This is a genomic window from Ilumatobacter sp., assembly GCF_030065885.1.
In the GTDB taxonomy this organism is placed as follows: Bacteria; Actinomycetota; Acidimicrobiia; order Acidimicrobiales; family Ilumatobacteraceae; genus Ilumatobacter.
In genome coordinates this window covers 20,020-46,939 of record NZ_JASJCS010000017.1, presented here as the reverse complement: position 1 = coordinate 46,939, position 26,920 = coordinate 20,020, and the positions used below count along the sequence as shown (strand labels likewise).

Annotated in this window: 26 protein-coding genes; 18 read left to right on the top strand and 8 right to left on the bottom strand. The window is 69.7% G+C overall.

Translation table 11 applies throughout. The features are described 5' to 3' along the window. Positions 1–17: 17 nt before the first annotated feature. Complete coding sequence (locus tag QNJ12_RS06255) at positions 18–1,337, bottom strand: toll/interleukin-1 receptor domain-containing protein (protein WP_300620363.1); 1,320 nt, start codon at positions 1,335–1,337, stop codon at positions 18–20. Between the two features lie 196 nt (positions 1,338–1,533). Between QNJ12_RS06255 and QNJ12_RS06250 the strand changes: the two genes are divergently transcribed. Beyond that, positions 1,534–2,244, top strand: a complete 711-nt coding sequence (locus tag QNJ12_RS06250) for an ATP-binding cassette domain-containing protein (RefSeq protein WP_300620361.1) — start codon at positions 1,534–1,536, stop codon at positions 2,242–2,244. Then, complete coding sequence (gene fetB / locus QNJ12_RS06245) at positions 2,241–3,008, top strand: iron export ABC transporter permease subunit FetB (RefSeq protein ID WP_300620358.1); 768 nt, start codon at positions 2,241–2,243, stop codon at positions 3,006–3,008. The genes QNJ12_RS06250 and fetB overlap by 4 nt, the downstream gene beginning before the upstream one ends. Before the next feature lie 16 nt (positions 3,009–3,024). Here the strand turns inward: fetB and QNJ12_RS06240 are convergent, their stop codons facing one another. The 3 genes from QNJ12_RS06240 to QNJ12_RS06230 all read right to left on the bottom strand — a co-directional run bounded on the left by QNJ12_RS06240 (position 3,025) and on the right by QNJ12_RS06230 (position 4,545). Next, complete coding sequence (locus tag QNJ12_RS06240) at positions 3,025–3,204, bottom strand: hypothetical protein (RefSeq protein WP_300620355.1); 180 nt, start codon at positions 3,202–3,204, stop codon at positions 3,025–3,027. 629 nt (positions 3,205–3,833) lie between these two features. Then, positions 3,834–4,265, bottom strand: coding sequence for a type II toxin-antitoxin system VapC family toxin (locus tag QNJ12_RS06235; RefSeq protein WP_300620352.1), 432 nt, complete (start codon positions 4,263–4,265; stop codon positions 3,834–3,836). A gap of 10 nt (positions 4,266–4,275) precedes the next feature. After that, positions 4,276–4,545: a type II toxin-antitoxin system Phd/YefM family antitoxin gene (locus QNJ12_RS06230; RefSeq protein WP_300620349.1), complete on the bottom strand. Its 270-nt coding sequence runs from the start codon at positions 4,543–4,545 to the stop codon at positions 4,276–4,278. A gap of 54 nt (positions 4,546–4,599) precedes the next feature. Between QNJ12_RS06230 and QNJ12_RS06225 the strand changes: the two genes are divergently transcribed. The 8 genes from QNJ12_RS06225 (at position 4,600) to QNJ12_RS06190 (ending at position 11,370) form a co-directional block, all read left to right on the top strand. Further along, positions 4,600–5,715, top strand: coding sequence for an acyl-CoA dehydrogenase family protein (locus tag QNJ12_RS06225; RefSeq protein ID WP_300620346.1), 1,116 nt, complete (start codon positions 4,600–4,602; stop codon positions 5,713–5,715). Positions 5,716–5,810: 95 nt separating this feature from the next. Further along, positions 5,811–6,995, top strand: a complete 1,185-nt coding sequence (locus QNJ12_RS06220) for a DUF4062 domain-containing protein (protein WP_300620343.1) — start codon at positions 5,811–5,813, stop codon at positions 6,993–6,995. A 160-nt stretch (positions 6,996–7,155) separates the two neighbouring features. Beyond that, positions 7,156–7,854: a hypothetical protein gene (locus tag QNJ12_RS06215; RefSeq protein WP_300620340.1), complete on the top strand. Its 699-nt coding sequence runs from the start codon at positions 7,156–7,158 to the stop codon at positions 7,852–7,854. Positions 7,855–8,024: 170 nt separating this feature from the next. Beyond that, entirely contained in the window at positions 8,025–8,786 is a 762-nt protein-coding gene (locus QNJ12_RS06210; protein WP_300620337.1) for a hypothetical protein, read from the top strand. Positions 8,787–8,795: 9 nt separating this feature from the next. After that, positions 8,796–9,257, top strand: a complete 462-nt coding sequence (locus QNJ12_RS06205; RefSeq protein WP_300620334.1) for a hypothetical protein — start codon at positions 8,796–8,798, stop codon at positions 9,255–9,257. Between the two features lie 47 nt (positions 9,258–9,304). Next, on the top strand, positions 9,305–10,120 hold the full coding sequence (locus QNJ12_RS06200; protein WP_300620331.1) for a maleylpyruvate isomerase family mycothiol-dependent enzyme: 816 nt from the start codon (positions 9,305–9,307) through the stop codon (positions 10,118–10,120). Positions 10,121–10,380: 260 nt separating this feature from the next. Then, complete coding sequence (locus tag QNJ12_RS06195; RefSeq protein ID WP_300620328.1) at positions 10,381–10,605, top strand: hypothetical protein; 225 nt, start codon at positions 10,381–10,383, stop codon at positions 10,603–10,605. 9 nt (positions 10,606–10,614) lie between these two features. Beyond that, positions 10,615–11,370 carry an alpha/beta fold hydrolase gene (locus QNJ12_RS06190; protein WP_300620325.1) on the top strand — a complete coding sequence of 252 codons (756 nt, stop codon included), beginning with the start codon at positions 10,615–10,617 and terminating at the stop codon, positions 11,368–11,370. A gap of 64 nt (positions 11,371–11,434) precedes the next feature. Here QNJ12_RS06190 and QNJ12_RS06185 read toward each other — a convergent pair whose 3' ends face one another. Continuing rightward, positions 11,435–12,019, bottom strand: a complete 585-nt coding sequence (locus tag QNJ12_RS06185) for an acyltransferase (protein ID WP_300620322.1) — start codon at positions 12,017–12,019, stop codon at positions 11,435–11,437. 81 nt (positions 12,020–12,100) lie between these two features. On the opposite strand from QNJ12_RS06185, the gene QNJ12_RS06180 reads away from it, so the two are divergent. The 8 genes from QNJ12_RS06180 to QNJ12_RS06145 are packed head-to-tail and all read left to right on the top strand — an operon-like array spanning position 12,101 to position 22,425. Next, on the top strand, positions 12,101–13,387 hold the full coding sequence (locus tag QNJ12_RS06180; RefSeq protein WP_300620320.1) for a hypothetical protein: 1,287 nt from the start codon (positions 12,101–12,103) through the stop codon (positions 13,385–13,387). Continuing rightward, on the top strand, positions 13,384–14,937 hold the full coding sequence (locus QNJ12_RS06175) for a glycosyltransferase (protein WP_300620317.1): 1,554 nt from the start codon (positions 13,384–13,386) through the stop codon (positions 14,935–14,937). Before QNJ12_RS06180 ends, QNJ12_RS06175 begins: the two co-directional genes overlap by 4 nt. Next, positions 14,934–15,773 (top strand): ABC transporter permease, encoded by an 840-nt coding sequence (locus QNJ12_RS06170; protein ID WP_300620314.1) that lies wholly within the window; start codon positions 14,934–14,936, stop codon positions 15,771–15,773. The genes QNJ12_RS06175 and QNJ12_RS06170 overlap by 4 nt, the downstream gene beginning before the upstream one ends. Beyond that, positions 15,751–16,542 (top strand): ABC transporter ATP-binding protein, encoded by a 792-nt coding sequence (locus QNJ12_RS06165; RefSeq protein ID WP_367281759.1) that lies wholly within the window; start codon positions 15,751–15,753, stop codon positions 16,540–16,542. The genes QNJ12_RS06170 and QNJ12_RS06165 overlap by 23 nt, the downstream gene beginning before the upstream one ends. Next, a complete protein-coding gene (locus tag QNJ12_RS06160; RefSeq protein WP_300620308.1) occupies positions 16,425–17,690 on the top strand; it encodes a glycosyltransferase in 1,266 nt (421 codons plus the stop codon). Before QNJ12_RS06165 ends, QNJ12_RS06160 begins: the two co-directional genes overlap by 118 nt. Further along, a complete protein-coding gene (locus tag QNJ12_RS06155; RefSeq protein WP_300620305.1) occupies positions 17,687–20,122 on the top strand; it encodes an FkbM family methyltransferase in 2,436 nt (811 codons plus the stop codon). Before QNJ12_RS06160 ends, QNJ12_RS06155 begins: the two co-directional genes overlap by 4 nt. A 19-nt stretch (positions 20,123–20,141) precedes the next feature. Then, a complete protein-coding gene (locus QNJ12_RS06150; RefSeq protein WP_300620303.1) occupies positions 20,142–21,626 on the top strand; it encodes a glycosyltransferase family 4 protein in 1,485 nt (494 codons plus the stop codon). 22 nt (positions 21,627–21,648) lie between these two features. Then, on the top strand, positions 21,649–22,425 hold the full coding sequence (locus tag QNJ12_RS06145; RefSeq protein ID WP_300620300.1) for a hypothetical protein: 777 nt from the start codon (positions 21,649–21,651) through the stop codon (positions 22,423–22,425). A 9-nt stretch (positions 22,426–22,434) separates the two neighbouring features. Here QNJ12_RS06145 and QNJ12_RS06140 read toward each other — a convergent pair whose 3' ends face one another. The 3 genes from QNJ12_RS06140 to wecB all read right to left on the bottom strand — a co-directional run bounded on the left by QNJ12_RS06140 (position 22,435) and on the right by wecB (position 26,919). Next, positions 22,435–23,190: a hypothetical protein gene (locus QNJ12_RS06140; RefSeq protein WP_300620297.1), complete on the bottom strand. Its 756-nt coding sequence runs from the start codon at positions 23,188–23,190 to the stop codon at positions 22,435–22,437. A gap of 79 nt (positions 23,191–23,269) precedes the next feature. Beyond that, positions 23,270–25,870 carry a glycosyltransferase gene (locus QNJ12_RS06135; RefSeq protein WP_300620294.1) on the bottom strand — a complete coding sequence of 867 codons (2,601 nt, stop codon included), beginning with the start codon at positions 25,868–25,870 and terminating at the stop codon, positions 23,270–23,272. Next, a complete protein-coding gene (gene wecB / locus QNJ12_RS06130) occupies positions 25,867–26,919 on the bottom strand; it encodes a non-hydrolyzing UDP-N-acetylglucosamine 2-epimerase (protein ID WP_300620291.1) in 1,053 nt (350 codons plus the stop codon). The genes QNJ12_RS06135 and wecB overlap by 4 nt, the downstream gene beginning before the upstream one ends. Position 26,920 lies beyond the last annotated feature (1 nt).

Sequence of the window (26,920 nt, the reverse complement as noted above, 5' to 3'; positions counted from 1 at the left end):
GAAGCGGCGTTGGCCGGCTACAAGACCTGCTGGACGGCCCCGACGATTGCGAGCGCCCGATCGGGTCCGATGCCCGCTCCGACATGGGGCAAGCGGATCCCGGGTTGGGCGAGGAGCGCGTGACCGTCGTCCGAGGTCTCGAACGTCATCGTGGCGAGCCTGTCGTAGCCGATGCGCCTGCCCCGACCCGACGCGTAGTGGTAGAGCGCCCTGTCGGTGAACGCCCAATGCAGCTTGGCTGAGCCCCAGGCGGTTCTGTCGAGGACCGCGAGGATCCGCTCGTCGTTCGGCACGCTCGACAGCTTGCGGACCCTGCGTTGCTTCTTCTCGGCGATCTTGGGATGCACGGAGAAGCCGCTGAAGGCGTGCGGCTCGAGAGCTGTGGCGAGGCCGTTCGCGCGCAGTTCGATCTCCGCCTCGGCGGCCCGTTCCTCTTCGGCCAGGCGCGCCTGACGCTTCGTCATGATCTCGGTTTCGATCCGGTCCGCGTCGTCGTCGCTGACGCCGAGCGACGACTTGAGGTCATCGAGCTCGGCGCGCCTCGACATGGTCAGGTGCCCGCTCGCCAGTGCGTCGACAACCTCGCTCCGATACTGGCCGAGCGCCTTCGCACGCTCGGCTTCCCGCTGCCGAGCCTCGGCGGCCGCTCGCTCGGTCTCCTCGGCTTGTCGGTTGGCCTCCTCGGCAGCTGCTCGCTCGGATTCCTCGGCCGCCAGCCTTGCCTCGACGGCCTCGATCGCAGCGGTCAAGATCCTCGTCGCGTCATCATCGGCAACCCCGAGTGCCAACGCCTGCTCCTCGAGCGCCGCTCGCCGTGTCTCGTCGATCGCCCCATCGGCACGGGCTGACTCGCACAGTTCCCGGAAGCGGGCGTTCGCATGCTCGCGCCTCTCGGCCTGCTCCTGCTCGTCGGCCTCGAGCAGCTCACGGAGCCTCGCCACGACCGGTGCGAGGTCACGGTGCCAGCTGGCGTGATCCAGATGCGCGCCGTTCTTCGTCGCGATGGCCGCGATCGGGCCCTGCAAGCTCGCTGTCAACGCGTCGATCCTCGCCTCGTCGAAGAGCAGCGGGATGATCGTGACGTCGCGGTCGAGCGCGGCTTCGACCTCGAGTGTGACCGCTGTGCTCGGCGTCCACTTGCTGCCCATGAGCAGGAGGAGCACCGCGGAGTCTTCGACCGCCTCCTTGATCGCCGCCTGCCAGTCCGCGCCGAGCGGCACGTTGTCGACGTCTTTGAAGAGGCTGTCTTCGCCGAACTCCCTCGAGAGCGATTGGTAGAGGGCGTTGGCATCGGCTGCGGTGTCTTCCCGCCGGTAGCTGATGAAGATGCGCCTCACGCCGACACGTCCGATCGTGAGGCCGAGCCGATCGGAGTCCGCGAGAGAGATAGCCCGATGGATCGGCGCTGCGAGCCGCTGTCGAGCAGCAGGCGGATCAGGCACGAGCGGCCGGCCGTCAGCGGGATCTTCGGCACCGGCACAGTTTCGCACGCCGCGTGCGGCCCGATTGCGCCTCGGTGGGTACCGTGCGGCTGTGGCCGCTCCGGCGACGTTCGAGCTCCGCGACGTGGTCGCCGGGCCCCAGGACGCGCCGATCCTGCGCGGTGTCTCGGTGGACGTGCCGTGCCGGGGTGTCACTGCGGTCGCCGGACCGTCGGGATCGGGCAAGTCGACGCTGTTGCGCCTGCTGAACCGGCTCGACGATCCGCTGTCCGGCACGATCAGCTGGGAGGGGAGGTCGATCGTCGAGTGGGAGCCGGGCGCGCTGCGTCGCCGGGTCGCGATGGTGTTCCAGCGGCCGCCGCTCTTCGGCGGGTCGGTGCTGGACAACCTCCGGATCGCCGACCCGTCGATCACCCGTGATGGCGCCGTCGCGGCGCTCGACCGCGTCGGGCTCGAAGGTGAGCTGCTCGATCGCGCCGCCACCGATCTGAGCGGCGGTGAGGCGCAGCGCATGTGCATCGCCCGCGCGCTGCTGACCGAGCCGGCAGTGTTGCTGGCCGACGAGCCCACGGCTGCGCTCGACGGTGCCGCCCGGCGCACCATCGAGCGGCTCGGGTGCGACATCGCCGCCGCGGGGGTGCCGATCGTCTGGGTCACCCACGACGTCGACCAGTTGCGGCGGGTCGCCGACCACGTGCTCGTGCTCATCGACGGCGGTGTCGCCGCGTTCGGTCATCTCGACGAGATGGACCGCCACGACGAGCCACGAGTGCGGGCCCTCGTCGGAGCGGCGTCGCCGTGAGCCAGACCGACATCGGCCTGGTCGGCATGGCGGCCTCGGGGCTCCTGGTTGCTGTTGCGCTCGTGGTGTCGATGTGGCGGCGACTCGGGCTCGAGCGGAGCCTGCTGTGGGCGTGCCTCCGGGCGCTCGTGCAGCTCCTGATCGTCGGATGGGCGCTACGCCTGATCGTCGATGAGGAGGACCCGCTGATCTGGTCGTTCGTCTGGTTGGCGGCGATGCTCGGCTTCGCCGGCTACACGACCTGGCGGCGCGCCACCGATGTGCCGGCGGTCCTGCCGCTGTCGTTGATGGCGTATGCCGCGTCGGCCGCGGTGACGCTCGGGGTGCTGTTCGGGTTCCAGGTCTACGAGCTCGAGGGGCGCACGATCGTGCCGCTCGCCGGGATCGTGGTCGGGAACTCGCTCTCGGCCACGGTGCTGGTCTCCCGCCGGCTGTTCGCGGCGGCCGAGGACCATCGCGACGTGATCGAGGGCCGGCTCGCGCTCGGGCTGTCGGCCGAGGAGGCGTTCAGGCCGGATCTGCGCGAGTCGCTCCGGACGGCCCTGGTGCCGCAGATCGAGACGACGAAGGCGGTCGGCATCATCGCGCTGCCCGGGGCGATGGTCGGCCTCATCCTGGCCGGCACCGACCCGGCGGAAGCCGTCCGTGTCCAGCTGTCGGTGATGTACCTCGTGCTCGGGAGCGTCGCGACGACGACGGCGGTGATGAGCCTGGGGATCTCGCGTCAGCTCTTCACACCCGCGCAGCAGCTGAGGCGCTTCTGAGGTTGGTCGCCGTTCATCACGGATTCACTGATTCGTGTGCAACGCCGATCCGCACGGCCTGCTTCCCGACGGTCGCAGGTGAGTCGATGGCGAACGCGGTCGGCACGCCGAGCACGTCGATCCGCCACGAATGCACGGAGACGACCTGATTAGCCTCCGCGTTCTCGCCGAATTCGATCCAGCCGACCACGATCACGGGTGAAGTCGACGGTGGTTCGATGTCGATCGCACCTCCCTCGAGCGCCCGAACGGTCACGGGTTCGCCTTCGGTGGTGAACGCTTCGAGTTGATAGCTCGGTGGGAGCAACAACGGCGACGGCACGAGATCGACCGGCGTTGGCGCCGCCCAACGGATGCTCGATGTCGGGTGATCTGCGTCGGTCGGCGCAATCACGGCTTGAGCGAACGAGTGCGGCCCCGTCAGACCGCACTGTGCCGACACCAAGGCCGTTTCCGGTGGCATCGTCGTCTCGAGCGACCACCGGCCCGCGGTCGGAGTCAGGACGTCGTCGACGTACACGGTTGCGACGTCGTACCAGCCGGTCGTCCGGCCGAGGACCGAGACGGAGACGGCTTCGTTGTCGCAGTCGCCCGACAGAGCGACGGGGACTCCGGTCGCGCCGGTGCGAGGTTCGACGACGAGGGTCTTCGCGGCTCCTGTCGTGACCGAGCCGGCGACCGCGAGCGCGGCGGCACCGATCGCGAGCGAGGCCGCTCGGCCACGCGTCAACACGCGCCGACGAACCACGACCCCACGGTACTCGGTGCGTTCTCGCCCGCCGCGCGGTTGCGGGTCGTGTGCGGCGCGCGATGTGGCGATGATCGTCAGGCTGACACGACGTCGAACCCCAACCCGAGGGCGACGCCGATCTGGGCGGGGTCGAACGTGACGAACCGCACTGGGTCGGGGAGGCGTTCGGCCGCGGCGAGGTGGATCGCGTCGGTGAGCCGCACGGGCTGGACCCGCGACAGGTTGGCCGCTCGATCGAGACAGCGCTGGTCGAGCGGGACGACGTGGAGGTGGTCCCAGGCGAGGCGTACGGCGTCTTCGAGGTCGGCGCGCAAGATGGCTTCGTCGGTCAGCCGGTCGATAGCGGGAAGCGCCTCGGTGAGCGCCAGTGCCGACGCACACCAGGTCAGGTCGTTGGTGAGCGCGTCGAGCACGACCACCCGCTGATCGCCGTCGACCGCCAGTGCGAGCAGCGCGCTGGTGTCGAGCGCGACCGTCATCGCCCCGTCGCGTGTCGTGTCAGACACAACTCGCGAGTCATCCGCGGAGCTCCCGGAGGGCGCGGTCGATCCGGACGCCCGACCAGACCTCGACGGGGGCGGGCGGTCGCCACTGGCCGGCGCGCCGCGGCGCGATCAAGGCACCCGACGACACCAGGCGATCGATGTCGGGCGCAGCCTCGTCGAGCGGGCCCAGCTGGGCGACCGGGCGGCCGTGCGCCGTGATCACGGTGCGCTCGCCGGCGGCAGCGCGCCGCACGCGCCCGGCCAGCCCGGCCCGCAATGCTCGGATCCCCAGTGTGTCCACATGCGTACACAATCAGATTTGCCGGCCGCTCGCAACCGCGACACGATCCCCGGCATGAACTTCGCCTTCACCGAGGAACAAGAGGAGCTCCGCTCGACGATCCGCGCCTTCATGGAGGCCAAGAGCGCCGAAGCGGCCGTGCGCGAGCAGATGGAGACCGACCAGGGCTACGACGCCGACGTCTGGTCGCAGATGGCCGAACAGATGGGGCTGCAGGGCCTCCACATCCCCGAGGAGTACGGCGGGTCGGGGTTCGGCTACGTCGAGCTCGGCATCGTGCTCGAGGAGATGGGCCGAGCGCTGCTGTGTGCGCCGTTCTTCTCCTCGGTCGTGTTGGCCGCCAACACGCTGATCCACTCGGGCGACGACGACGCCAAGAAGTCGCACCTGCCCGGGATCGCGAGCGGTGAGACGATCGCCACGCTGGCGTTCACCGAGCCTTCGGGCAAGTGGGACGAGGCCGGCATCACCATGGAGGCGACGCCGTCCGGTGACGGGTACACGCTGTCGGGTACGAAGAGCTTCGTGATCGACGGCCACGTGGCGAACCTGATCCTCGTCGCTGCCCGCACGGGCGCCGGGGTCAGCCTGTTCGCAGTCGACGGCGACGCCTCGGGCCTGACCCGCACGTCGCTCTCGACGATGGACCAGACCCGCAAGCAGGCCAAACTCGACTTCGACGACACACCGGCGACGCTCGTGGGTGCCGAGGGCGCCGGCTGGGACGTCCTGTCGACCGTGCTCGATCTCGCCGCCGTCGGCCTCGCCGCCGAGCAGGTCGGCGGCGCCCAGTTCGTGCTGGAGATGGCGGTGCAGTACGCGAAGGACCGCGTCCAGTTCGGTCGTCCGATCGGTTCGTTCCAGGCGATCAAGCACAAGTGCGCCGACATGCTGCTCGAGGTCGAGTCGGCGAAGTCCGCCGCGTACTACGGCCTGTGGTGCGCGAGCGAGATGAACGACGAGCTGCCGTCGGTGGCCTCGCTCGCGAAGGCGTACTGCTCGGAGGCGTACTTCCACGCCACTGCCGAGAACATCCAGATCCACGGCGGCATCGGCTTCACGTGGGAGCACCCGGCACACCTGTACTTCAAGCGGGCGAAGAGCTCCGAGCTCTTGTTCGGCGATCCGACGTACCACCGCGAGCAGCTCGCTCAGCGCATCGGCATCTGACCGCTCGCAGTTCGTCGACGGTGCCCCTGGCTGTTGCGCCGGGGGCACCGTCGCGTCCGGATGCACGCGTCCGCCATCTTCGGTACGGTCGCTGCATGGCAGCTGACGACGGGCGCCTCACGATCTACATCTCGTCCACGTTCTCCGACCTCGCCGACTACCGGAGAGCGACCCACGACGTCCTCCGCAAGATGGGACACGACGTGCGTGCGATGGAGGACTACATCGCGCAGGACGAACGACCGGTCGACTACTGCGTGCGCGACGTCAAGACGTGCGACCTGTACGTCGGCATCTTCGCCTGGCGCTACGGCTACGTGCCACGCCAGGACAATCCCGAGCAGAAGTCCGTCACGCAGATGGAGTTCGAGGCGGCGCGTGAGCACGGCATCCCGTGCCTGGTGTTCATGCTCGCCGACGACTCGCCGTGGCCGCCCAGTCAGATGGACGCCAAGACCGGAGACGGCGAGGCCGGCAAGAAGATCGATGCGTTCCGTGGTCGCCTCGGCGAGGACTACATGGCGAGCTTCTTCGCCAACCCCGAGCAGCTGGCGAGTCAGGTGGGCGTGGCCGTCGCCACACACTCACAGCAGCGCCTCGCGGTGCAGCGCGCCACCGTCGACCCCGAGGTGGCGCTGCCCACCGAGCTGGCGGACACGAGGCGGCTCGGGTTCGGGACGACGCTTCTTCCCGACATCGCCGAACGGATCGCATCGATGCTCGAGACCGCCGAGTCGGCCCGGCTCGGCGAGGTCGATCTCGGCGAGGGCGACGTCTGGTGGTCGACGAGGCTCCTCCTGCTGGCAGCGCTGATCGACGACTACACCGAGATCGAGCAGCTGTTGATCCTCGGTGTCGACAAAGAGCTCATCGGTCTCGCCACGCCGAGCGCCGTGCGCAGGTCGCTCGCCGCGGTGCACCCCTCGGTCTCCGAGGCGTACGAGGCGTCCGCCCGATCGGTGACCACCGAGGTCGGATCGCAGGCGGTCCAAGCCGTGGTCAGCCAGTTCAGCATCGAGCTCGGTCAACTCGCCGAGAGCGAGGAGAGCATCAAGGAGCTCGTCTCACCGGCGCGGGTGAAGAACTGGCTCGGAGCCGAGCTGATCAACGACGACGTCGCTCGCGACGGCCAGCCACTCGGGCCGTCGGTGTACCGCCAGATCCTGCTCAGGCGCTCGGGTCTCGTGCCGGTGACCAACAGCTACCGGCTCGAAGCCGTCGTCGATCGACACCGCCTCGCCAACGACATCGCGCTCGGCGTGCTGGCGACGGCCACCTGACCGACGCCCCTCGACGGCTGCCGCGGGCCCGGGCCGTGTGGGCAGGCGCGGGGAGTGGTGCCCATGGCATCGGTCGCCGACGACGGTCAGCATGGCCGCCATGTCTGACCTGAATGTCGGCGCGAGGGCATCGCGACGCGGGGCGAATAGCCTGCTCGGGATGAGTCGGCGGACGATCGCTGGAGCCGCGCTGGCTGTTGCGCTCGTGGCAGCAGGCTGCAACGGCGATGACGAGTCGACGCCGACGACGCTCGCGCCGCAGACCAATCCGCCCATAACGGATTCGAGCTCGACGGTCGAACCGACCGTCGACACCGATGCGCCGGCGAGTACGAGTACCAGCGCGACGCCGCCGACGACCGCGCCACCGCCCACGACGACCGAGCCGGAGGTCGTCACCGTGACGTCGACATCGGACGTCCCGCCGACCACCCAACCCGGCGAGCCGGATTGGACCGCGATCATCCAGGGGTTCTACGACACGCTCGACGACATCCAGGCGGCGCCGGACTCGACACGGATCGACGAGTTGTGTGCGCCAGGGTCGCCGTGCCGCAACACGCTGGGTGCGCAGATCGAGGCGCTCGAACGTGACGGCTGGCGGGTCGTGGATGTCTCGCGGACCCTCGTTTCCGACGGCGCGCTCGCGGGCACGCCCGACGACGTTCCGCTGTCGGAGAGCCAGCTCGCGATCGTCCGGGCACAGCTGTCTTCCGCTGGTGGCGACCCCGGACGGATCATCGATGCGAACGGCGAGACGTTGTTCGACATCGACCCCTCACCGCTACCGGACATTCCAACCAACTACATCGTTCAGCGTCACTCGGACGGAACGTGGCGCCTCTTCGAGATCCTGTAGGGCATCTTGGGCCCATGTCGAGTTCTCCGACGGCCGTTCGGATCAGCGCGATAGCTGTCTTGCTGCTCCTACTCGGAGCGACGAGCCTCGTTGTCGGCACGCCCGTCCATGCGCAAGAGACTCAGTGTTCGAAGGATCAAGAATCCGGGGAGCTCATCTGCGTCGTCGTGGTGCAGAGCACCAGCCCGAACATCGGCGTCGACCTCGATGGCCCCGACGGGTTGCCGCTCAGGTGGGCGCGGTTCAAGATCGCCGACAGCCCTGGCGCCCCTGTGTCGTGCGAGCGGATCGAGGCGGACGGCGCGCAGACGTTCGGTGTCCCGTGGCTGATCACGTTGACCAACACCGACACGGGGCAGCTCCTCTCCGCAAGGGGGTTCTGCGAGTGGCCGGGGGTGCCGCCGCCTCCGCCACCACCGCCGCCTCCCACTCGCACCGACATCGAGATCGATCAGGATCAGGTGTTCGCGCTCGAGACCGGCCTCAACCCGCCGGTTCGCAAGCGCGGCGTCAGCCAGCTCCCGACCTGGTTCTGGTGCAGCAACGACGGTGCGGTCGACGTCGATGCGACGTTGCCGCCGTACCGAGCCGCAGCGGTCGTCGAGGTCGTCGAGCTGACCTGGACGGTCGAGGGTCCCGACGGCCAGGCCGAGCTCGTCGCAACCGACTGCGGCAGCGAGCCGCCGATCGATTCGGACGGTGCATCGGCCGCCGCCACCTGGACGCCGAACCTGCCGGGGGAGTCGACGATCACGTTGACGACGACATGGTCGGGCACGTGGACGTACACGTACCTCGACCCGATCTTCGGCGCGATCGATCTCGGCACGTTCGACCTCGGGGCGATCTCGGTGACGTCGGCACCGGTCGTGTACGACGTCTACGAGATCCAGACCGTTGGCCGGGGAAGCCGCTCGTACGTCGAGCCGTAGGCTGCAGACATGGACGCAACCGTCTGGGTCTTCGCGGTCGTGGCGGCGGTCTTGGTGTTCGCGATCGCCGCGGGAACGATCGGGCGCGAGGCGCACCGGCTCGACTCGATCGCGCCCCGCGCCGTCTACCAGCTCGACGAGGCCGTCGACTTCGTCGCCGACCGGATCCCGGCCGAGAGCCAGGCGCGGCTCACGCCGGCCGAGGTCGAAGAGCTCCTGAAGGCGCACCTGCGTTGGATGCACGAGCAGGGGCTGCAGCCCGACCGGGCGGTCGATGCCCGCCAGCAGATCGACGACCAGGTGGTCATCAGCGAGACGTCGCTGGTCGCCTACCTGCTGGCCGAGGCCGAACGCCTCGAGGTCGAGTTGCTCGACGACGTCGACGCCGTCAACGTGGTCGACGCCCACCTCGCCTACTTCGAGGCGATCGGCGCCGTCGGGCCACAGGCGCCGTTCGACGACGTCGTCTGACCTCCCCCGGCTCTCCGGCACGGCGCCCGACCTGGTGAGATGGCCGGATGCCATCGGAGATCGATCAGCAACGAACCATCGACGGGTTGCGAGCAGTCTGGGCAAGCGTCGACGCACTCGTGGCCGACCTCGCCGACGACCAGTGGCGGGTCGCGTCGCCCCTGCCCGGTTGGGACGTCCAGGCCAATCTCGCCCACATGGTCGGTACCGAGTCGTTCCTGCTCGGCCGGGAGCCGGAGACCGGCGGCGAACCCGCCGCGGATCACGTCCGCAACCCGATCGGCGAGATGAACGAGCGCTGGATCGAGACGTTCGCGTCACGGACCCCCGCCGAGGTGCTGGCGGCGTTCCGCGACGTCACGGCGCAGCGACTCGCCGTGCTCGACGCGATGCCGGCCGACGAGTGGAACGCGGTCGGGTTCACGCCTGCGGGCGAGGACGTCTACGGCAGGTTCATGCAGATCCGGGTCTTCGACTGTTGGATGCACGAGCAGGACATCCGAGCCGCGGTCGGGCGGCCCGGCCACGACGGCGGCATCGCGGTCGAGGTCTCGCTCGACGAGATGACCACGGCGATGGGCTTCGTCGTCGGCAAGCGCGCCGGAGCACCCGACGGCGCCTCGGTCACGTTCGAGCTGACCGGGGGCTCACCGCGTTCGATCCACGTCCGCGTCGAAGGCCGGGCGGCGGTCGTCCCCGAGCTCGACGGCCCGGCCACCGTGACCCTCACGATGCCGATCGTCTCGTTCGGCCGCATCGCCGGCGGCCGTCTCGACGCAGCCGACCACCTGCCCAACGCCACGATCATTGGCGACGAGGCGCTGGGCCGCAGAATTCTCGACAACCTGTCGTACACGATCTGACCGGATGTGCTTGACTGTCCCGTACCAGAGAAGGGAGGTGGTCCACACAATGAGTGACAGTTCTTTCGGGACCCTGGAGGTGGTTGGCCGCTAGGTCAACAGGCTGGACGGCCTGGCGAATCCTCGCCAACCCCCGCCGAACACCGCTGCCGGAGCTCGTCCCGCCGGCCTTGCACGGTGGTGTCCGGTCCCAACAGTCAACAACGAAACGGTGGCGAGGGAGTGCTTCGGTGCTCCCTCGCTCCGCGTATCCTGTCGGCATGGAACGGCCGACCAAGTTCGAGCACGCTCGCTTCCTGGGCGACAAGCGCACCCAGCTCGTCTACGACCTCGACGAGTGGACCGACGAGTCCGTCATCGACGAGATCGTCGACGCGGGCGTCGGCATCCAGTTCGGCCCGGACTCGCTCGCCGAGGCCCGCAACCGCGGCTACACGCTCGCGTCACCGGGCAAGCGTCGCATCCACCGCAAGCCGAGGGCCTGAGACGCACGCGTGGACGACAGCTTCCGAAGCGGCGTCCACACGCTCGCGTGCCACATCAAGGAACCCACTGCCGACAGCCACGACGGGAAGCGGACCGGCATGATCCTGTGCCACGGCTTCCCGATCGGGCCGATCGACGCACGGCGTTCGGCCGGGACCTACCCGCAGCTGATCGATCGAATCGCGTACGAGACCGGCTACGCCGCGATGGCGTTCAACTTCCGCGGGTGCGGCAAGAGCACGGGCGACTTCTCGCTCCAGGGTTGGATCGACGATCTCCGCGCCGCGATCGATCATCTCCTTCGCGTGGCGGCGGTGAGCAACGTGGTCCTCGTCGGCACCAACACGGGCGGTTCGATCGCGATCTGCGTGGGGGCCGACGATCCGCGCGTCTCGGCCGCCGCACTGTTGTCGCCGCGTGCCGACTTCGACGACTGGGCCGACCATCCGAGGCGCTTCCTCGACCACGCCCGCGAGATCGGTGCCGTGCGCACTCCCGGCTTCCCGGGTTCGATGGACGACTGGTCCCGAGCGTTCCGCCGGTTCCGGCCGACCGCAGCGGCGCGCCGGTTCGCCCCGCGGCCATTGATCGTGCTCCACGGCGACGACGACGAGAGCATCCCCACCACCGACGCGCGCCAGCTCGCCCAGGCCCACGGCACGGCCGAGCTCGGGCTGCTCACCGGCGCAGGGCATCGCCTGCGTCACGATCCCCGTGCGATCGCGATCCTGATGGGATGGCTCGACCGGGTTCGAACGAGCTGACGGCCGGCCGGTCAGGCGATCCGCCCGCCCGCCGTCGAACCTCGAAGTCCCGCGAGGGCGGCGGTCAACCGTCGATGGTCAGCCCGTCGGCGGTCTCGACGTACTCCTCGCCGGTGTCGGGACACCGCCAGCGTCGGTCGCCGGCCGGTTCGAGTCGCCGGCCGGCTCGTCCGACCCACCCGACCTGACGGCCCGGGTTGCCGACGACGAGCGCGTACGGCGGCACGTCCCGGATCACCGTGGTGCCAGCTCCGACGAGCGCCCACTCGCCGACCGTGACGCCGGCGAGCACGACGGCACGTGCACCGATCGAGGCACCGTCGGCGACGGTGACGCCGGTCGAGTCCCAGCCGTCCGCGCGCTTGAGCTCACCGTCGACGTCGACGCTGCGGGGGTAGACGTCGTTCGTGAGCACCACGGCGGGCCCGATGAAGACACCCGCGCCGAGGCGAGCCGGGTCGTAGACCTGGGCGAAGTTCTGGATCTTGGTGCGCGGACCGACCGAGACCCCCGGCCCGATGTAGACCCCCCGCCCGACGACGCAGTCGTCGCCGACCGATGCGCCCTCGCGAACCTGCGCGAGGTGCCACACGCTCGCGCTCTCCGAGACCGTCGCAGTGTCGGCGACATCGGCTGATTCGTGGATCATGGAACACCTTCCGACGACGATGCGGGGCGCGAGACGCCGCCGCTAGAGTACCGGTCCGGCCCAGTGCGGGCCGACCTGCCCATGCGCCGTCTCCGAGTTCTGTACGCCCCTCGCAACATCGCTGGGCAGGCCGAAGCGTACGCGCACTGCCTCCGGGCTGCCGGCCATTCCGCCGAGGTCTGGAGCTACGGACCTCCGGCGTTCTCGTTCGGTGCCGACCGGGTGATCGATCTCGGGCGCCTGCGCGCCGACCCGCTCCATCGGTGGCAGGTCCTCGACGATGCGGTCCGCAGCTTCGACGTGATCCACTTCCAATACGGGCGTTCACTGGTCGACCCCGATCTGCCCGAGGTGGCACCTCTCTCCGACCTCCCGCTCCTGTGGTCGCTCGACAAGAAGCTGATCATGAACTACCGCGGTTCGGACGTTCGGCTCAAGTCCGTCCACACGGCCCGCGAACCCGACTCGTACATGCGGTCCGCCGACGTCGAGTGCGACGAGGCCCGCATCCGCGCCAACGTGTCGGTCGCGCGCCGCTACTGCGACGCGTTGCTCGTGTCCACCCCCGGCCTGCTCGACTACGTGCCCGACGCGATGTGGTTGCCCCACGTCGTCGATACGCAGTGGTGGGCGAAGCGGCCCGCCGCCGAGCGGACGATCCCGCGGGTCGCTCACATGCCGTCCCGGCGGTCGGCCAAGGCCTCCGACGTCGTCGATCGCACCTGCCGAACGCTCAGCGATCGTGGTGTCATCGAGTACGTCCCACTGACCGGGCTCGACCGTGATGGCGTGCGGGCCGCCTTCCACGCGGCGGACATCGTGGTCGACAGTCTGACGATCGGCGATCACGGGCTCGTCTCGGTCGAGGCGATGGCTGCCGGCGCGATCGCCGTCGCCCACATCCACGAGCGCAATCGCGACCGCAACCCCGGCGTCCCGGTGGTCGAGGCGACCGTCCACGATCTCGAGCTGGTCCTCGAGGGTCTCGCCGCCGATCCCGACCGGCGGGCAGCGCTCAAGCGCGAGTCGGTCGACTGGGTCCGCGCCAAGCACTCGATGGAGGTCGTCGGCCCGCTGCTGGTCGACCTCTACCAGCGGCCGCACCGAGCGTCGGGTCTGTCCGACCCGTCGTTCCCGGCCGTCGGCGACGACCGCCGGATCCGCACCCTGGAGGCCGAGATCGAACGGTTGCGCTCGGTCGTCGCTCCGGGCGTCGTGCAACTCGAACGTCGTTCGTCCGCGGAGCGGATCCGCGACGAGATCGCGCTCGAGGTGGTGCCCCGCGCGCGTCGAATCTTCTACCGGTCGGGTGCCGCCCGCGTGGTCCGCGGCGTCCGGCGCCGGGTTCGCCGGGGCATCGGGCGATGAGCGCCCCCCTGCGCATCGCCGTCATCGTCGCGAACGACGTGAGCAGCGACAGCCGGGTCATCAAGACCGCCGCCAGCGCGCGCCGCATGGGTGCCGACGTGATGATCGTCGGCACGTCGACGACCTCACGCCGGGACGACTCGATGATCGGCGACATCCCGGTCGTGCGCGTGCCGATCTCGCCCAGCGGCACTCGCGGCCGGCGGATCGTCAGCCGCTCGGACGGTCGGTGGCTGATCCGGCCGCTCGCGCCCCTCGCCTTCGGATCGTCGGCCAACTACGGCCGGGCCGCAGACGCGCGAACCGAGCGGCGGCGGCGGACGCGCGAGCGCATCGAGCGGATCAAGCACGATCTCGCCTCGCGGACCTCTCGTGGCAGCCGTGCCGTGTCCTGGGCGCGTCTCCAGTTCGAGCGCAGCCGGGCACTCGTCCTCGACGGATGGTTCGTCGTGCGGCGGCGCGCACATGTGCGTCCGCCGATCGCGATCGGCGGGGTCGATCGACGCGGCGAGCTCGAGCTGCTCCTGTCCGAGCAGCTCCCGTTCGTGGCCGGCTACGTCAACGAGATGGTGCCCGTGCTGTGGGAGTTCGAGCCCGATCTGATCCATGCCCACGACATCTTCATGGCGGCCGTCGGAACGACCTACGCGCGACGCGCCGGCGCGGCGGGGCGCCGCGTGCGCTGGATCTACGACGCGCACGAGTGGGTGGCCGGCCTCAGAGCCGAACGCGCGATCCCGAAGACCGTCGCGGCCGACGGGCTCGAGCGGCTCGTCGCACCCGCAGCCGACGGTGTGCTGACCGTGGGCGAGGCGCTGGCGGGTGAGCTCGTCGCCGGGCTTGGCCTGGCGGACCGCCCGACGGTCGTCCTGAACGCCCCACCGGAGTGGCGGGATCGTCGCGCCGACGCCGGGCAGCTGCGATCGACCTTCGCGCTCGGCGATGCTCCGGTCCTCGTGTATCCGGGCGTCGTCAAGCCCAAGCGCGGCCTCGACACGGTCGTCGCCGCCCTCACCGCACTCGCCGACGTCCACCTGGTCCTGCTCGCCGACGTGTCGTCGCAACACGTCGCCGATCTGGTGGCCGAGGCGCGCCGCCTGGGCGTCGACGACCGGGTCCACGTCCACCCCTACGTCCCGCCCGACCGGATCGCCCCGTTCATCAGCGATGCGACGGCCGGCATCTATCCGCTCACCCACTACCCCAACGCCGAGATCGCGGTGCCGACCAAGCTGCTCGAGTACGTCCAGGCGGGCCTGCCCGTGGTCGTGTCCGACACGAGGGAGATGGCCGAGTTCGTGCATCGTCACGGCATCGGCGAGGTGTTCGTCAGCGGAGATGCCGACGACTTCGCAGTGGCAGCGCGGCAGGTCATCGCCGACCGGTGGCAGTACGTTGCTCGGTACAGTGCCGACTTGATGCGCGAGCTGAGTTGGGAACGCCAGGAGGCCCTGCTGTGCGCGGCCTATGCCACAGCGCTCGGCCGCGACGATCTCGTTCTCGCCGACGCACCGTTCCTGCAGCTCGTCGAGACAGCACGCTCGCAATGACCGAGGTCCAACGGCCCACCTCCGTCTTCGCGCCCTACCGGGCCGGGTTGCCGCCCATTCGCCCCTACGCGTCCGCGCTCTGGACGCGGCGGCGGTTCGCGTTCGAGATGGCGCGCTCGGGCCGTCGTGCCCGCCACGTCGACTCGCTGTTCGGCCAGGTGTGGAACCTGCTCAACCCGCTGCTCCTCGCGCTCGTCTACTGGTTCCTGATCACGATCATCCGCGGCTCGTCGGGCGGCATCGACGGCATCGTCGCCCTCATCTCCGGGTTGTTCGCCTTCTTCTACTCCCGTGAGGTCATGGCATCCGGGGCGGGTTCCGTCGTCGGTGGCGGCGGCCTCCTGCTCAACTCCGCCTTCCCTCGCCTCCTCCTGCCGCTCTCGGCGCTGTTCAACGCGATGATGAGCCACCGGGCTCAGCTGATCGTGCTCGCCGTGCTCGTCGTGGCGGTCGGCTTCCCGATCGGTCCGCATCTCCTCTGGCTCGTCCCGATCCTGGTGATCCAGACGGCGATCTCGACCGGCCTGATGCTGCTCCTCGCGGTGCTCACCGTGTACTTCCGGGACACGTCCAGCCTGTTGAGCTACGTGCTCCGCATCTGGCTCTATCTCTCGCCGGTGCTGTATCGGCCCTCCGAGGTGCCGAGCGGGGCGCGACCCTGGACGCACCTGAACCCGCTGTTCGACATCATCGGCGCCTGGCAGCGCGTGGTGGTCGACGGCCTCGCACCGCAGGCGACCGACCTCCTCGTGAGCGTGGGCTGGTCCGTGGTCGTGCTCACGACGGGCGTCGTGCTCTTCCTCAGCAAGGAGCGTGAGTTTGCCGTCCGCATCTGAATCCCCGTATGCGATCCGGGCCACCGACATCCACCTCACGTACCGGACGACGATGGACGTCAACCCGACGCTGAAGACGTCGGTCAGCAGGATCTTCGGGGGTCGCCGGGAGGTCCGCACCATCGAAGCGCTGAAGGGTGTCTCGATCGATGTTCCCCGCGGGGGCGTCCTCGGCGTGATCGGGCACAACGGCGCGGGGAAGTCGACCCTGCTGCGCGTGCTCGCCGGCATCCTCCCGCCGACCTCCGGCAAGGTCGAGGTGTACGGCGAGATCTCGACCCTGCTGTCGCTCGGGCTCGGCTTCAATCGCAACCTGAGCGGGCGCGAGAACGTCATGTTGGGTGGTCTCGCAGCGGGTCTCACCCGGCCCGAGATCCGCGAGCGGTTCGACGAGATCGTCGCCTTCTCCGGGCTCGAGGAGTTCATCGACTTCCCCGTGCGGGCGTACAGCTCGGGCATGACGGGCCGGCTGGCGTTCTCCGTCTCGGTGCACATGGACCCCGACATCCTGCTCGTCGACGAGGCCCTGTCCGCGGGCGACGCGAGCTTCAAGAAGAAGGCGACGATGAAGATGCGCGAGCTGTGCGACAAGGCGGGCTCGATCGTGCTGGTCAGCCATGCCCTCCAGTCGGTCCGCGAGCTGTCGACCGAGTGCATCCTCCTCGACCATGGCAACCTGGTGGCGGCCGGCGAGCCACGGCCCGTCATCAAGGAGTACCAACGCCGGATCAACGTGGGAGAGGAAGCATCGACCACCGAGGACCTCTGAGATCAGCCGACGGCGCCACGCTCCGCGTCGTCCACGCAACCTCCGTCCATCGGTGGGACGACGGCCGGATCTTCGAACGCCAGTGTCGCTCCTTGGCACGTCACGGACATCACGTCACGCTGCTCGCACCTGGCGACGGCGAGCGGGTGGTCGATGGCGTGAACGTCGTCGGCGTCGGACGCGCCGACGTGCGCCGGCACCGGATGACGCGGCTCGTCGCTCGCATCGGCGACGCCATCGAGGCCCTTCGGCCCGACGTGGTCGTGCTGCACGACCCCGAGTTGCTGCGTCTCGGCTTCCGCCGCCGCCGGCCCGCCGCGTTGGTGTACGACGCCCACGAGGACTACGCGGCCCAGATCCGCGACAAGGAGTGGATCCCGGCCGTGCTTCGTCGGCTCGCCGGTGCCGCGTTCGGACGCCTCGAGCTGCTCGCCACCAGGAGGGTCAGCGCGGTCTTCTGCGCGACGCCGGCGATCCGTCGTCGCTTCGCAGCCGATCGATCGATGCTCGTGCTGAACCGCCCCCTGCTCGCGGACGCCCCCCGGCTGGATGTCGGGCCCGGGACGGCCCGCGGTGCCGAACCGGCCAGGGTGCTGTACGTCGGCGACCTCCGTCTCGCGCGGGGTGCACGGGCACTCGTCGAGGCGATGGCGATCGTCAACACGACACACGACGCCCGGCTCGAGATCGTCGGTCGGCTGACCCCGCCGTCGCTGTGCGACGAGTTGGCACAGCTCGATGGCTGGGCCGACACCGACGTCGCCGGATGGAGGCCGCGCGACGAGGTCTACGACGCGCTCACACGAGCCGACGTGGCGGTGCTGCCGTTCCTGGCGCTCGCCAACCACGTCGAGTCGCAGCCCAACAAGCTGTTCGAGTACATGATGATGGGCCTGCCCGTGGCCGCCACCGACTTCCCGCTCTGGATCGAGCTCGCCGGCGCGTGCTCGGCGAGATTCGAGGGGGCTCGCAGCGACGACGCGCGATCGCTCGCGGCGGCCATCGTGCGCCTCCTCGACGACCCGCCCACGGCCTCCCAACGCCGGCAGGCGGCCGAACGTGCTCGCGCCTGCTACTCATGGGAGGCGATCGAGGACGAGTACGTACGGAACGTCGAGCGAGTCCATCGAGAGGCAACCCCGACATGAGCGACGCAACGATCGAGTACGACGGCCATCACCTGGTCGTGTCGACACAGGAGAACTGCTCGGTGTCGGCGTTCCTGCGTCGCGAGGGCACCTTCTACGAGCTCGGCTTCCTCGAGCTGTTGTCGAGCGTGATCCCTCGCGACACCGTCGCGATCGACGTCGGTGCGCACATCGGCAACCACACGCTGTACTTCGCGGCTGTCATGGGGATGTCGGTCGTCGCTGCCGAGCCGAACCCGCCGTCGTTCCGACTCCTGGCCGACAACGTCGGCCGCAGCGTCCCGCCCGGCCGAGCCGACCTCGTGAACGTCGCGCTCTCCGACCACGCCGGTACGGCGAGCCTCGGTCAGCTGTCCGAAGCCGACGCGGGCACGGCCTCGATCGAGGCGCCGTCGCCGGACGGAGGCGTCGAGGTGCCGACCACGACGTTGGATCAGCTGTGGTCGCAGCACCGCTTCGCACAGGACGGTGCACGCATCGGGCTGATCAAGATCGACGTCGAGGGGCACGAACCAGCGGTGCTCGCCGGCGCTCGCCACGTGCTGCAGGTGCATCGACCGGTCGTCACGGCCGAGGTCCAGAGCCTCGTCGCCTACCACGAACTGCGCACCCTCATGACGGAACTGGGGTACGCGCCGATCGCGGTCCTGAACCCGACACCAACGGTGATCTGGGTCGCACCGGACGGCGTCTGTGGCGAGCTCAGCCGCTCGGATCCGGTCGTCGAAGCCTCGGTCGCCCACACGATTCGACTCTCCGAGGACCTCAACCGAGTGCGTCGACGCGCGGCGGACAGAGCGGCTCGTGCCCGGCCCGCGGCGCCGCGCCCCCACGTGCTCGTGCTCGGCGAGCTCGACCTCGGCGAGCCCGACCCCGGCGACCCGGAGGCCGATCTCGACCTGTCGGTCGTCGCGCTCTCCCAGCTCGGGTCGCAGGTGCCGCGCACGCACACGGCGGTGAGCGCCGACGTGGTGCGCGCCGTTCGCGACCTCGGACCGCCTGCCCTCGTCGTGGTCGACCATCGCGCAGTCAGCCACCGCGTCGCCGAGCTGGTCGTTCGCAGCCTCGGGCAGCCCTATGTGCTCGTATACCGAGCCGAGCTGTCGAGCCACTGGAAGTCGTGGGAGCTGATCAACGGGGCGATCGCCCGGCTCCTCGACGGCCCTGATCCGCAGGAGTGGCAACGCCGGCTCATCTTCTCGGCTCGGCCGGTCGAAGGTGCCCTCGTCGACGAGATCGAACGACTCGTCGACGCGCTCGACGATGCCGGCCCTGTCGAGGACGTGCTCGACGACGCCGACGTTCGAGTCGCGCTCGTGTCGTACTTCGGGCCGCCGACCGAGTCGGTCGGTGTGAATCGCGTCGAATACTGGTACCGGAGGATGCCCTCGCTCGCGACGGCCCGCGGCCTGGACGTCACCGTCGATCTCTTCACGGCGTCGGCGACGTTCCCGCCGCTCGAGCGCAGCCGCACGGTGATCGATCGTGGGTTGGCGACGCCGCTCGGCGAGGAACGCCGCGAGGTCGTGGCCGAACTGGACGCCGCTCGCCTCGACACCATCTCGTCGACGTGGACGCCGTATCTCGTCGAGGCGCTCGAGGCCGCCAAGCCGTATGACGTCGTGGTGATGACCGGCAACCCCTTCTACTGCTTCGACGCGGCTGCGCAGATCCGCGGCCTCGGCAGCCGAGTGGTCCTCGACTTCCGCGATCCCTTCGTGAACAATCCCCGGCTGTCGCACAACGAGGTGCAGACGGCACTGCTGACGCGCTTCCAGCAGGAGTTCCTGCCGCACGCCGACGCCGTCACCACCGTGAACGGGACCTGTCTCGATCTGGTGTGCGGCGAGGCGTACCAGGGGCGCCGCGTCGTGATCTCGAACGGGTTCGACGAGAAGGTGGCGGTGCCGCGATCCCACGGCCCTCGATCGTCGGACGGCGCCACGATCGTCTTGGCCGGGCGCCTCTACGCGACCCACGATCCGCGGCACCTGCTGGCGAGTCTCGACGGCTCGCCGCATCGGCTCGTCCACGTCGGCCCTCCCGACCCGCGGCTCGCCGACCTCGACCGCCCCGATGTCGAGGCGATCGGTCGAGTTCCGTACACCGAGCTCGGCGAGATCCTCGCCGAGGCCGACGTCGGGCTGATCATCACCAACGGTGATCCGTTCGAGCACACCACCAAGGTGTTCGACTACATCGGTGCGGACCTCGAGATCGTGATCCTCACCGACGGCGAGCCGCAGACCGGCGAGCTCCACGACCTCACCGCGAACCTCGACGGTGTGCACTGGGTCCGCAACACCGAAGAGGACGTCGCGGACTTCGTCGCCTCGTTCGAGCCGAGCTTCGCTCCACGTGCCGACCGGATGGCCTTCTCGCGCGCAGCTCAGACCGACCGCCTCATCGACCTCATCGTCGACCTGCTGTAGACGACCAAGGGAGCCTCGTATGGACACATCGACACCGGAGCCCGACGACGCAGACCTGCTCATGGCGCGGGCGATGGCAGAGGACATGGACGAGCTCCGCAGCTCGATGCGCCGCATCGAACAGCAGCTCGGACAGGTCGGGCGCGCGCTCGACGACGAGGTGGCGGCCCGAACGCAAGGGGACGACATGGTCCTCAAGCGGCTGCGACCGATGATCGACGGCAAACGCATCGACAGGCAGGTCGGCGCCGTGGGACGCCGCGTGGCCTCCAGAGGCGTTCGCGCCGTCCGCGCGGTCCGGCCCGAGCCACCGGCGATCATGGTGATCTGCCCCCGCTATCCGGGTGGCCGGTACCCGTATGGCGGCGAGTTCGTCCGTGCCCGCGTCCGCCGCTACGCCGAGTACGGGATCCGCACGCATGTCGTCGTCACCGACCTGAACGGCCGCAGGGTGCGGACGTCGGTCGTCGACGGCGTCAAGGTGCATCGCACCAGTCGCGAGATGGTCGCCGGCCTCGTCGACCAGCTCGAACCCGTGCTGATCGGCGTGCACCACATGGAGCCGGCGCTGTGGGAGGTGCTGCAACCGTTCGCGTCCACGCTGCCGTTCGTCGTCTGGGTGCACGGGTTCGAGGCCCGCGACTGGCGTGAGCTGGCGTTCAACTTCGACGAGGACTACCTGCGCGAGCACCGCGAGTTCCTCGACGAGCTGAACCGCACGCGGCGCTCGGCGATGTCGGAGGTCTTCGAGTCCGAGAACATCCACACCGTCTTCGTCTCGCACTTCATGCAGGGCATTGCCGAGGACTTCGTTCGTCGGCCGCCACGGCACCCCCACGTGATACCGAACGTCGTCGACGACGAGGTCTTCCCGTACCGGGAGCGTTCGGCCGAGCAGCGGCGTCGGGTGCTGTGGGTCCGGAGCTTCAACGCTCGCAACTACGCGAACGACCTCTCGCGGGACGCAGTGCTGCGCCTGGCCGACAGCGATCACTTCGCCGAGATGCACGTCACGATCGTCGGCGACGGCAAGTACTTCGACGAGTGCACCGGGCCGCTGCACGAGCTCGACAACGTCACGATCAGCCGTGGATTCGTCAGTCCCGAGCGCCTGGCCGAGCTCCACGGCGACCACGGTGTGATGCTCGTTCCCTCTCGGTGGGACAGCCAGGGCCTCACGTCACTCGAGGCGATGAGCAGCGGTCTCGTGCCGGTCACGACCGCCGTCGCAGCGGTGCCCGAGTACGTGCCCGAGGACGCGGGCGTGCTGTGTCCACCCGAGGACGCCGCCTGCCTGGCCGAGGCCGTCCTCGCGCTGCAGGACGACCCGGACCAGTTCCTCGAACGCTCGCGCAGGGCTGCCGCCGCGGTGCGGGCGAGCTGCGGCGTCGAGCGCACGATCGGCGCCGAGTGCGAGCTCGTGGCGTCGCTCGCGCCGCGGATTCGGCGCAGCAGGTGGATCCGGGGGCGTCTGCAGCCGATGCTCAGCGCGCTCGGCAGGTGACCCGGTCACGAGGCGTCACGCCATGATCGATCTCTCGCTGCCGCCCGCAGACCTCTACATCGCTGCCCTCGGACGCTCGGGCAGCACGATGCTGGCCAACCTCTTGACCACGCCGCCCACCCGCTGGCTGATCGTCGAACCGCGCTTCGCGAACGCGACGACCGGGAGGGACGTCCTCGCGCAGGCCAGATCGGTCGGGATCGCGATCGGCGACGACGAGTGGCCGCTCCGCGTGGACGAGACGCCCGAGCAGCGGATCGGACGCATCTTCCGCGACCGGATCCTGGCGCTCGAGAAGTGGGGCGTGAAGGAGGTCCGCCACGACGTGCTCGTTGCGAGCCTCGACATCCTGCGGCCGAAGCACACGATCGTGCTCGTTCGCGACCTGCGCGACGTGGCGGTGAGCCTGTACGAGAAGGCCCGACGCGACGACGACCCGCGCTACGACGACGAGTGGTTGCGCACCTACCTCACCCAAGCGCCCGGTGGCATCCTCGCAGTCGTCGATGCACTCGGCGGACGCGACCACCGCATCGTCCGGTACGAGGATCTCACGGGTGATGCCGGCGTGCGGGCCGAGTTGGGGCAGTGGCTCGACTGGCCGCTCGACGGCCGACCCGACCGGAACCTCGCCGCCCTGTTCCAGCGCGCCCACGAGGTCGAGTTGCACGACGGAGCCGTCACGCGGCGGTCGGTCGGGCGCCACGCATCGGGTGAGCTCTCGCCGGGCGCCCGGTCGATCGCGGCGTGGGCGCACCGCAACGGCGCTGAGTTCCAGGACCGATTCGGGTACGGGTGACCCGAGTGGTCACTCGCCGTCGAGCAGCGTCGGGTCGATCGCCGCGAAGGGCGCGAGGATCGGTGGCAGGTCGGTGGCCTCGACCAGGTCGGTGACCGTCTGCAGGGTCTCGGGGGTCAGCAGTTCGGACGCCGACTCGACGGTCTGGGTCTCGGGCCGGAACGGTCGGGTGGTCTCGAGGTCGTCCGACGAGACGAGGTCGCCGCCGCGCTTCATCGCCTTGTCGGTGTTCACCCAGGTCGGATGGGCGCCGACCAGCTCGAGCGTCGACGCCATGTGCTCCATCTGGGCGTCGAAGTCGCTCAAGAACGCAGCGTGGTCGGCGAGCAGCCAGCGCGGGAAGTGCTCGGGCACGCCCAGGACGAACGCCGAGTTCCGTTCGATCCACAGGTTCGTGTAGATCTCGACCACCTTCGGCGTCAGCTCCATCTGCTGGTTCTTGGCCTTCAGTCTGCGGTACCGGTGGTAGCTCGCCAGCCACGGCACGAGCGACTTGATCACCACGACCGCACGAGCGTCGCCCCGTCGGAGGCTCGCCTCGAGCTCGTCGACGTCGTAGTCGAGCTCGGACGGCTGGAACGGGAGCGGCCCGCCCTCGTAGCGCTCGCCGCCGCCGTCCCGGAAGGCCTCGATGGCCGTCACCGGGTCGGGGGCGGCGTGCTTGCTCCCGAGCGGCAGGTCGACGACGTGCGTCGACACGAAGTTCTGCTCGATCACGAACCGCATCCAGTTCGTCCCGCTGCGCTGGACCCCGTAGACCTTCACGAACGCAGTTCGCGGCGGACGGGCGGCGCGGCGAGGGAGCAGGCGGCGCCACCCGGACGGCGATCGGCCGGACGCGGCGTCAGTTGTCATCGATCGGCCTCGGTCGTTCACCGGTGTCTTCCTGCGTGTCGTCGGGGGCGCTGGGGATGGGCTCGAGGTCGGTCCCGTCGATCCAGCGCTCGAGTTGCTGCGCCGACAGGCGCCCGTCATGGGTGCGCTGTACGAACTCGGGTCCGGCCGATGCTAGCTCCAGGGCGGCGGTCGGGTCGGCGAGCACCGACCGCAGCACCGACTCGAGTGTCGATGGATCGGCCTGCACGATCGGGATCGGGGTGTCGAGTCGATCGCGTACGTGGTCGGGGACGTTGGCGATGACGACTCGGCCCGTCGCCATGGCTTCGATCGAGAAGTGGCAGTAGTGGCCGATGACGAACTGGTCGAGCACGATGTCTGCGGCGGCCACGCGCGCCGGCATCTCGTGATGGGGAACGCCGTGGACCCGGTCGTAGGTGATCAGTCCCTCCGACTCGAGCTGGTGGAGGAGTGGATCGACCTGCTCGGATCCCTTCAGCTGGGTACGGGTCGGGGCGTGCAGCACCCGCGGGACGCCCGCGAAGCTGGGCGGCGCGTCGGCCCGCCAGACGTCCGGATCGAGGCACGTGGGGAGCCAGATGGCGTCCGGCAGGTCGTCGAACAGATCGAGGGTCGTGACGAACACCGGCCCCGGGAACTCGTCGAGATGGCGGCGTGTCTCGTCGACCCGTTGCTGCAGCCGCGCCGTGAGGTCGTCGAACGGATCACGGAACGGGGAGAACGGATGGCTCGCCGCGTGTCGTCTCGGATCGCGGATGTCGGATCCGTGGAACACGGCGGCCGGTCGGATCCCCCTGGCGACGAGGAACGGGGTGTCGCCTGCGAGCCGGCCGCCGTTGAGATCGCCGAGCACTCCCATGCCCGCCTCGAGGAGGACGTGGGTGAAGGTGTTCGGGAGCTCGAGCAGCTGCTGCACCTGCCACGTGCGCGACGTCCACGAGGCGCGCGGGATCGTCCGATCGGTCGCGAAGTACAGGCCGCCCGCGCGTTCGAGTGTCATCGACGTGGCGTCGACGTCGGTGTGGCGTCGCAGCGCCTCGGCCCACGAGTTGGCCTGGCCCGCCATGTTCGCGGGACCGATCAACAGCGTGGCGTTCGACGGGGCGACCGTGTGGGGATGGTCGGCGCCGGCAGGCGACCGCGGCGAGGGACGTGCACCCAGCCCGAGACGGGCGTAGACGTCGGCGATCGTGGATTCCTGGGCCTCCCACGAGTGGGCCCGGGCCAGCTCGTCCGTGGCCGCGCACGCGTAGGTCGCGAGATCGTCGATGACCGAGCGGAGCGCGTCCGCGAGCGGCTGGGGGTCCCCGGCTGCGAAGACCTTCCCGAGCTCGTGCTCGGTGACGAACGCGGCGGCGAGCGGCAGATCGGACGTGACGATCGGGAGGCCGGCGTGCAGGTACTCGAACATCTTGTTCGGCAACGCAGCGTCGTGGTTCGGCGTGTGACGGAGCGGGATGACGCCGACGTCCGCCGTGCTGAGGTACGACGGCACGTGCTCGGGCGCGACGTAGGGCGCGATGTGGACGCGCTCGCCCCAGCCGAGTTGGACTGCGCGTTCGCGCTGGACGTAGACGTACCGGTTGGTCGGGCTGGCGACGAGGACGCAGTGCACGTCGGGCAGCATCCCGATGGCGTCGATCAGCTCGGGCACGCCTCGGGCGTCACTCTGACCTCCGGCATAGACGACGAGGGGCGTCTCCGGGAGCACGCCGGCCGCCGCCCGGACCGAGTGCTCGCTGGCGCGCGGCCACGACAGGGAGGGGGCGTTGAGGACGACGTCGACGCGGTCGACGCCATGGTCTCGTGCGAGCCACTCGGCGATCAGCGGTGAGACGGTGGTGACCGCATCGGCGGCCGCGATGCCGGCGCGCTCGATCTCGGTGAACCGGGCGAGCACGCCTGCGTCGAGGTGGGTCTCTCCGCGCACGTACTCGTGTGCGTCGTACACGAGGTGGACACGTCGTCCGGCCCCGCGGGCCCTGGCCACCGCGCGCTCGGCGATGCCCAGCAGATGGACGTCGTGGACGTGGATGACGTCCGGTTCGAGGCGGTCGAGCTCGACGCCGACCGTGAACTCCCAGTCGTCGAGCTGTGCCTGCAACGCCGCAGCGCTGGCCAGGTAACCGCCCGACGACGTGCGACCGGCGTCGGTGCCGATCGCGGCGCGGCGGTCGGTCACCCGGCGGCGAAGGGACCAATAGGCGCGTTCGAGCCGCCGTGTCGCACGACGGGGCCCAGCGGTGCGATCGCGACCGATGTCGGCCTGGAGGGAACGCTCTCGCAACCTGATTCGGTGCCGGGCGAGGACGTAGTCGCTCCGGGACCGGTAGCCGAACCAGGAGCGAGGGCGGCGAAGGCTGCGATCGGAGGCTGCGGCGTTCCTGAAGATCGCCTGGTCGGCGACCCTGATGAGACGACAGTCGCCGAGCCGGCCCTCCTCGCGTGCCCCCTTCGACACCCCGACGAGGGTGACGGCGTACCCGAGCGAGGCCAACGTCGCAGCCGTCTTCTTGACCCGGCTGTCGATCGTGATGTCGTTGGCGACGATCATCGCGACGTGGGGCCGCCGATCGGCTCGGGTCATGACTCGACGAGGTCGCGGATCGCCCGGACGACCAGGGGAGCTGCCTCGGGAACCGCCGGGGGCGGTGTGACGGCGACATCGCGGAAGGCGACGTCGCCGAGCGTGCCCGGGTCGGGGCACAAGACGTTGGAGCCGCCGACGAGCGTCTCCGGCCACTCGGTCGACCCCCGCACGGTCGTGCAGGGTACACCGAGGACGTGGGCCTCCTTCTGGAGTCCGCCCGAGTCGGTGATCACGGCACGGGCGTGCGCGAGCGTTGCGATCAGCGAGCGGTAGCTCAGCGGCGCGACGACGATGACGCTGCCACGATCGAGTCGAACTCGGTGGCGCTCAGCCTGGTCGAGCACTCGGGGATGTGCGGGGAACAGCACCGGCGTGTCGAACGACGCGAGGGCGTCGATGATCGACGCGAGCCGCTCAGGATGGTCGGTGTTCTCGGGCCGGTGCAGCGTGGCGAGGACGTAGCCGGCCTCGGGGTCGACCTCGGCGGCGACGTCGGCATCGGTGACCGTGGCGTGGGTCCGCAGGAGCACGTCGATCATCACGTCGCCGACGAGTGTCGCCCGGTCGCCCAGACCCTCGGCGGCGAGGTTGTCCATCGCCGTCTGCGTCGGCGCGAGGCAGCTCGTCGAGACGTGGTCGACGGCGAGCCGGTTGATCTCCTCCGGCATCGAGCGGTCGAAGGACCGCACGCCTGCTTCCACGTGCACGGTCGGGATGCGGAGCTTGGCGGCTGCGAGCGTGCCGGCGAGCGTCGAGTTCGTGTCGCCGTAGTTGACGACGACGTCGGGGCGGTGTTCCTGGACCGACCGCTCGCACGCCTCGAGCATGCGGGCGGTCTGGGCCCCGTGCGACCCCGACCCGACGGCGAGGTGGTCGTCGGGTGCGGGTAGCCCGAGCTCACGGTAGAAGGCGTCGGAGAGCCACTCGTGGTGGTGCTGGCCGGTGTGGACGATGACGTGGTCGATGCCGCTCGCACTCAGCGCGCCGTCGACGGGTCCGAGCTTGACGAACTGCGGGCGCGTTCCGACAACGCTGAGGACTCGCACC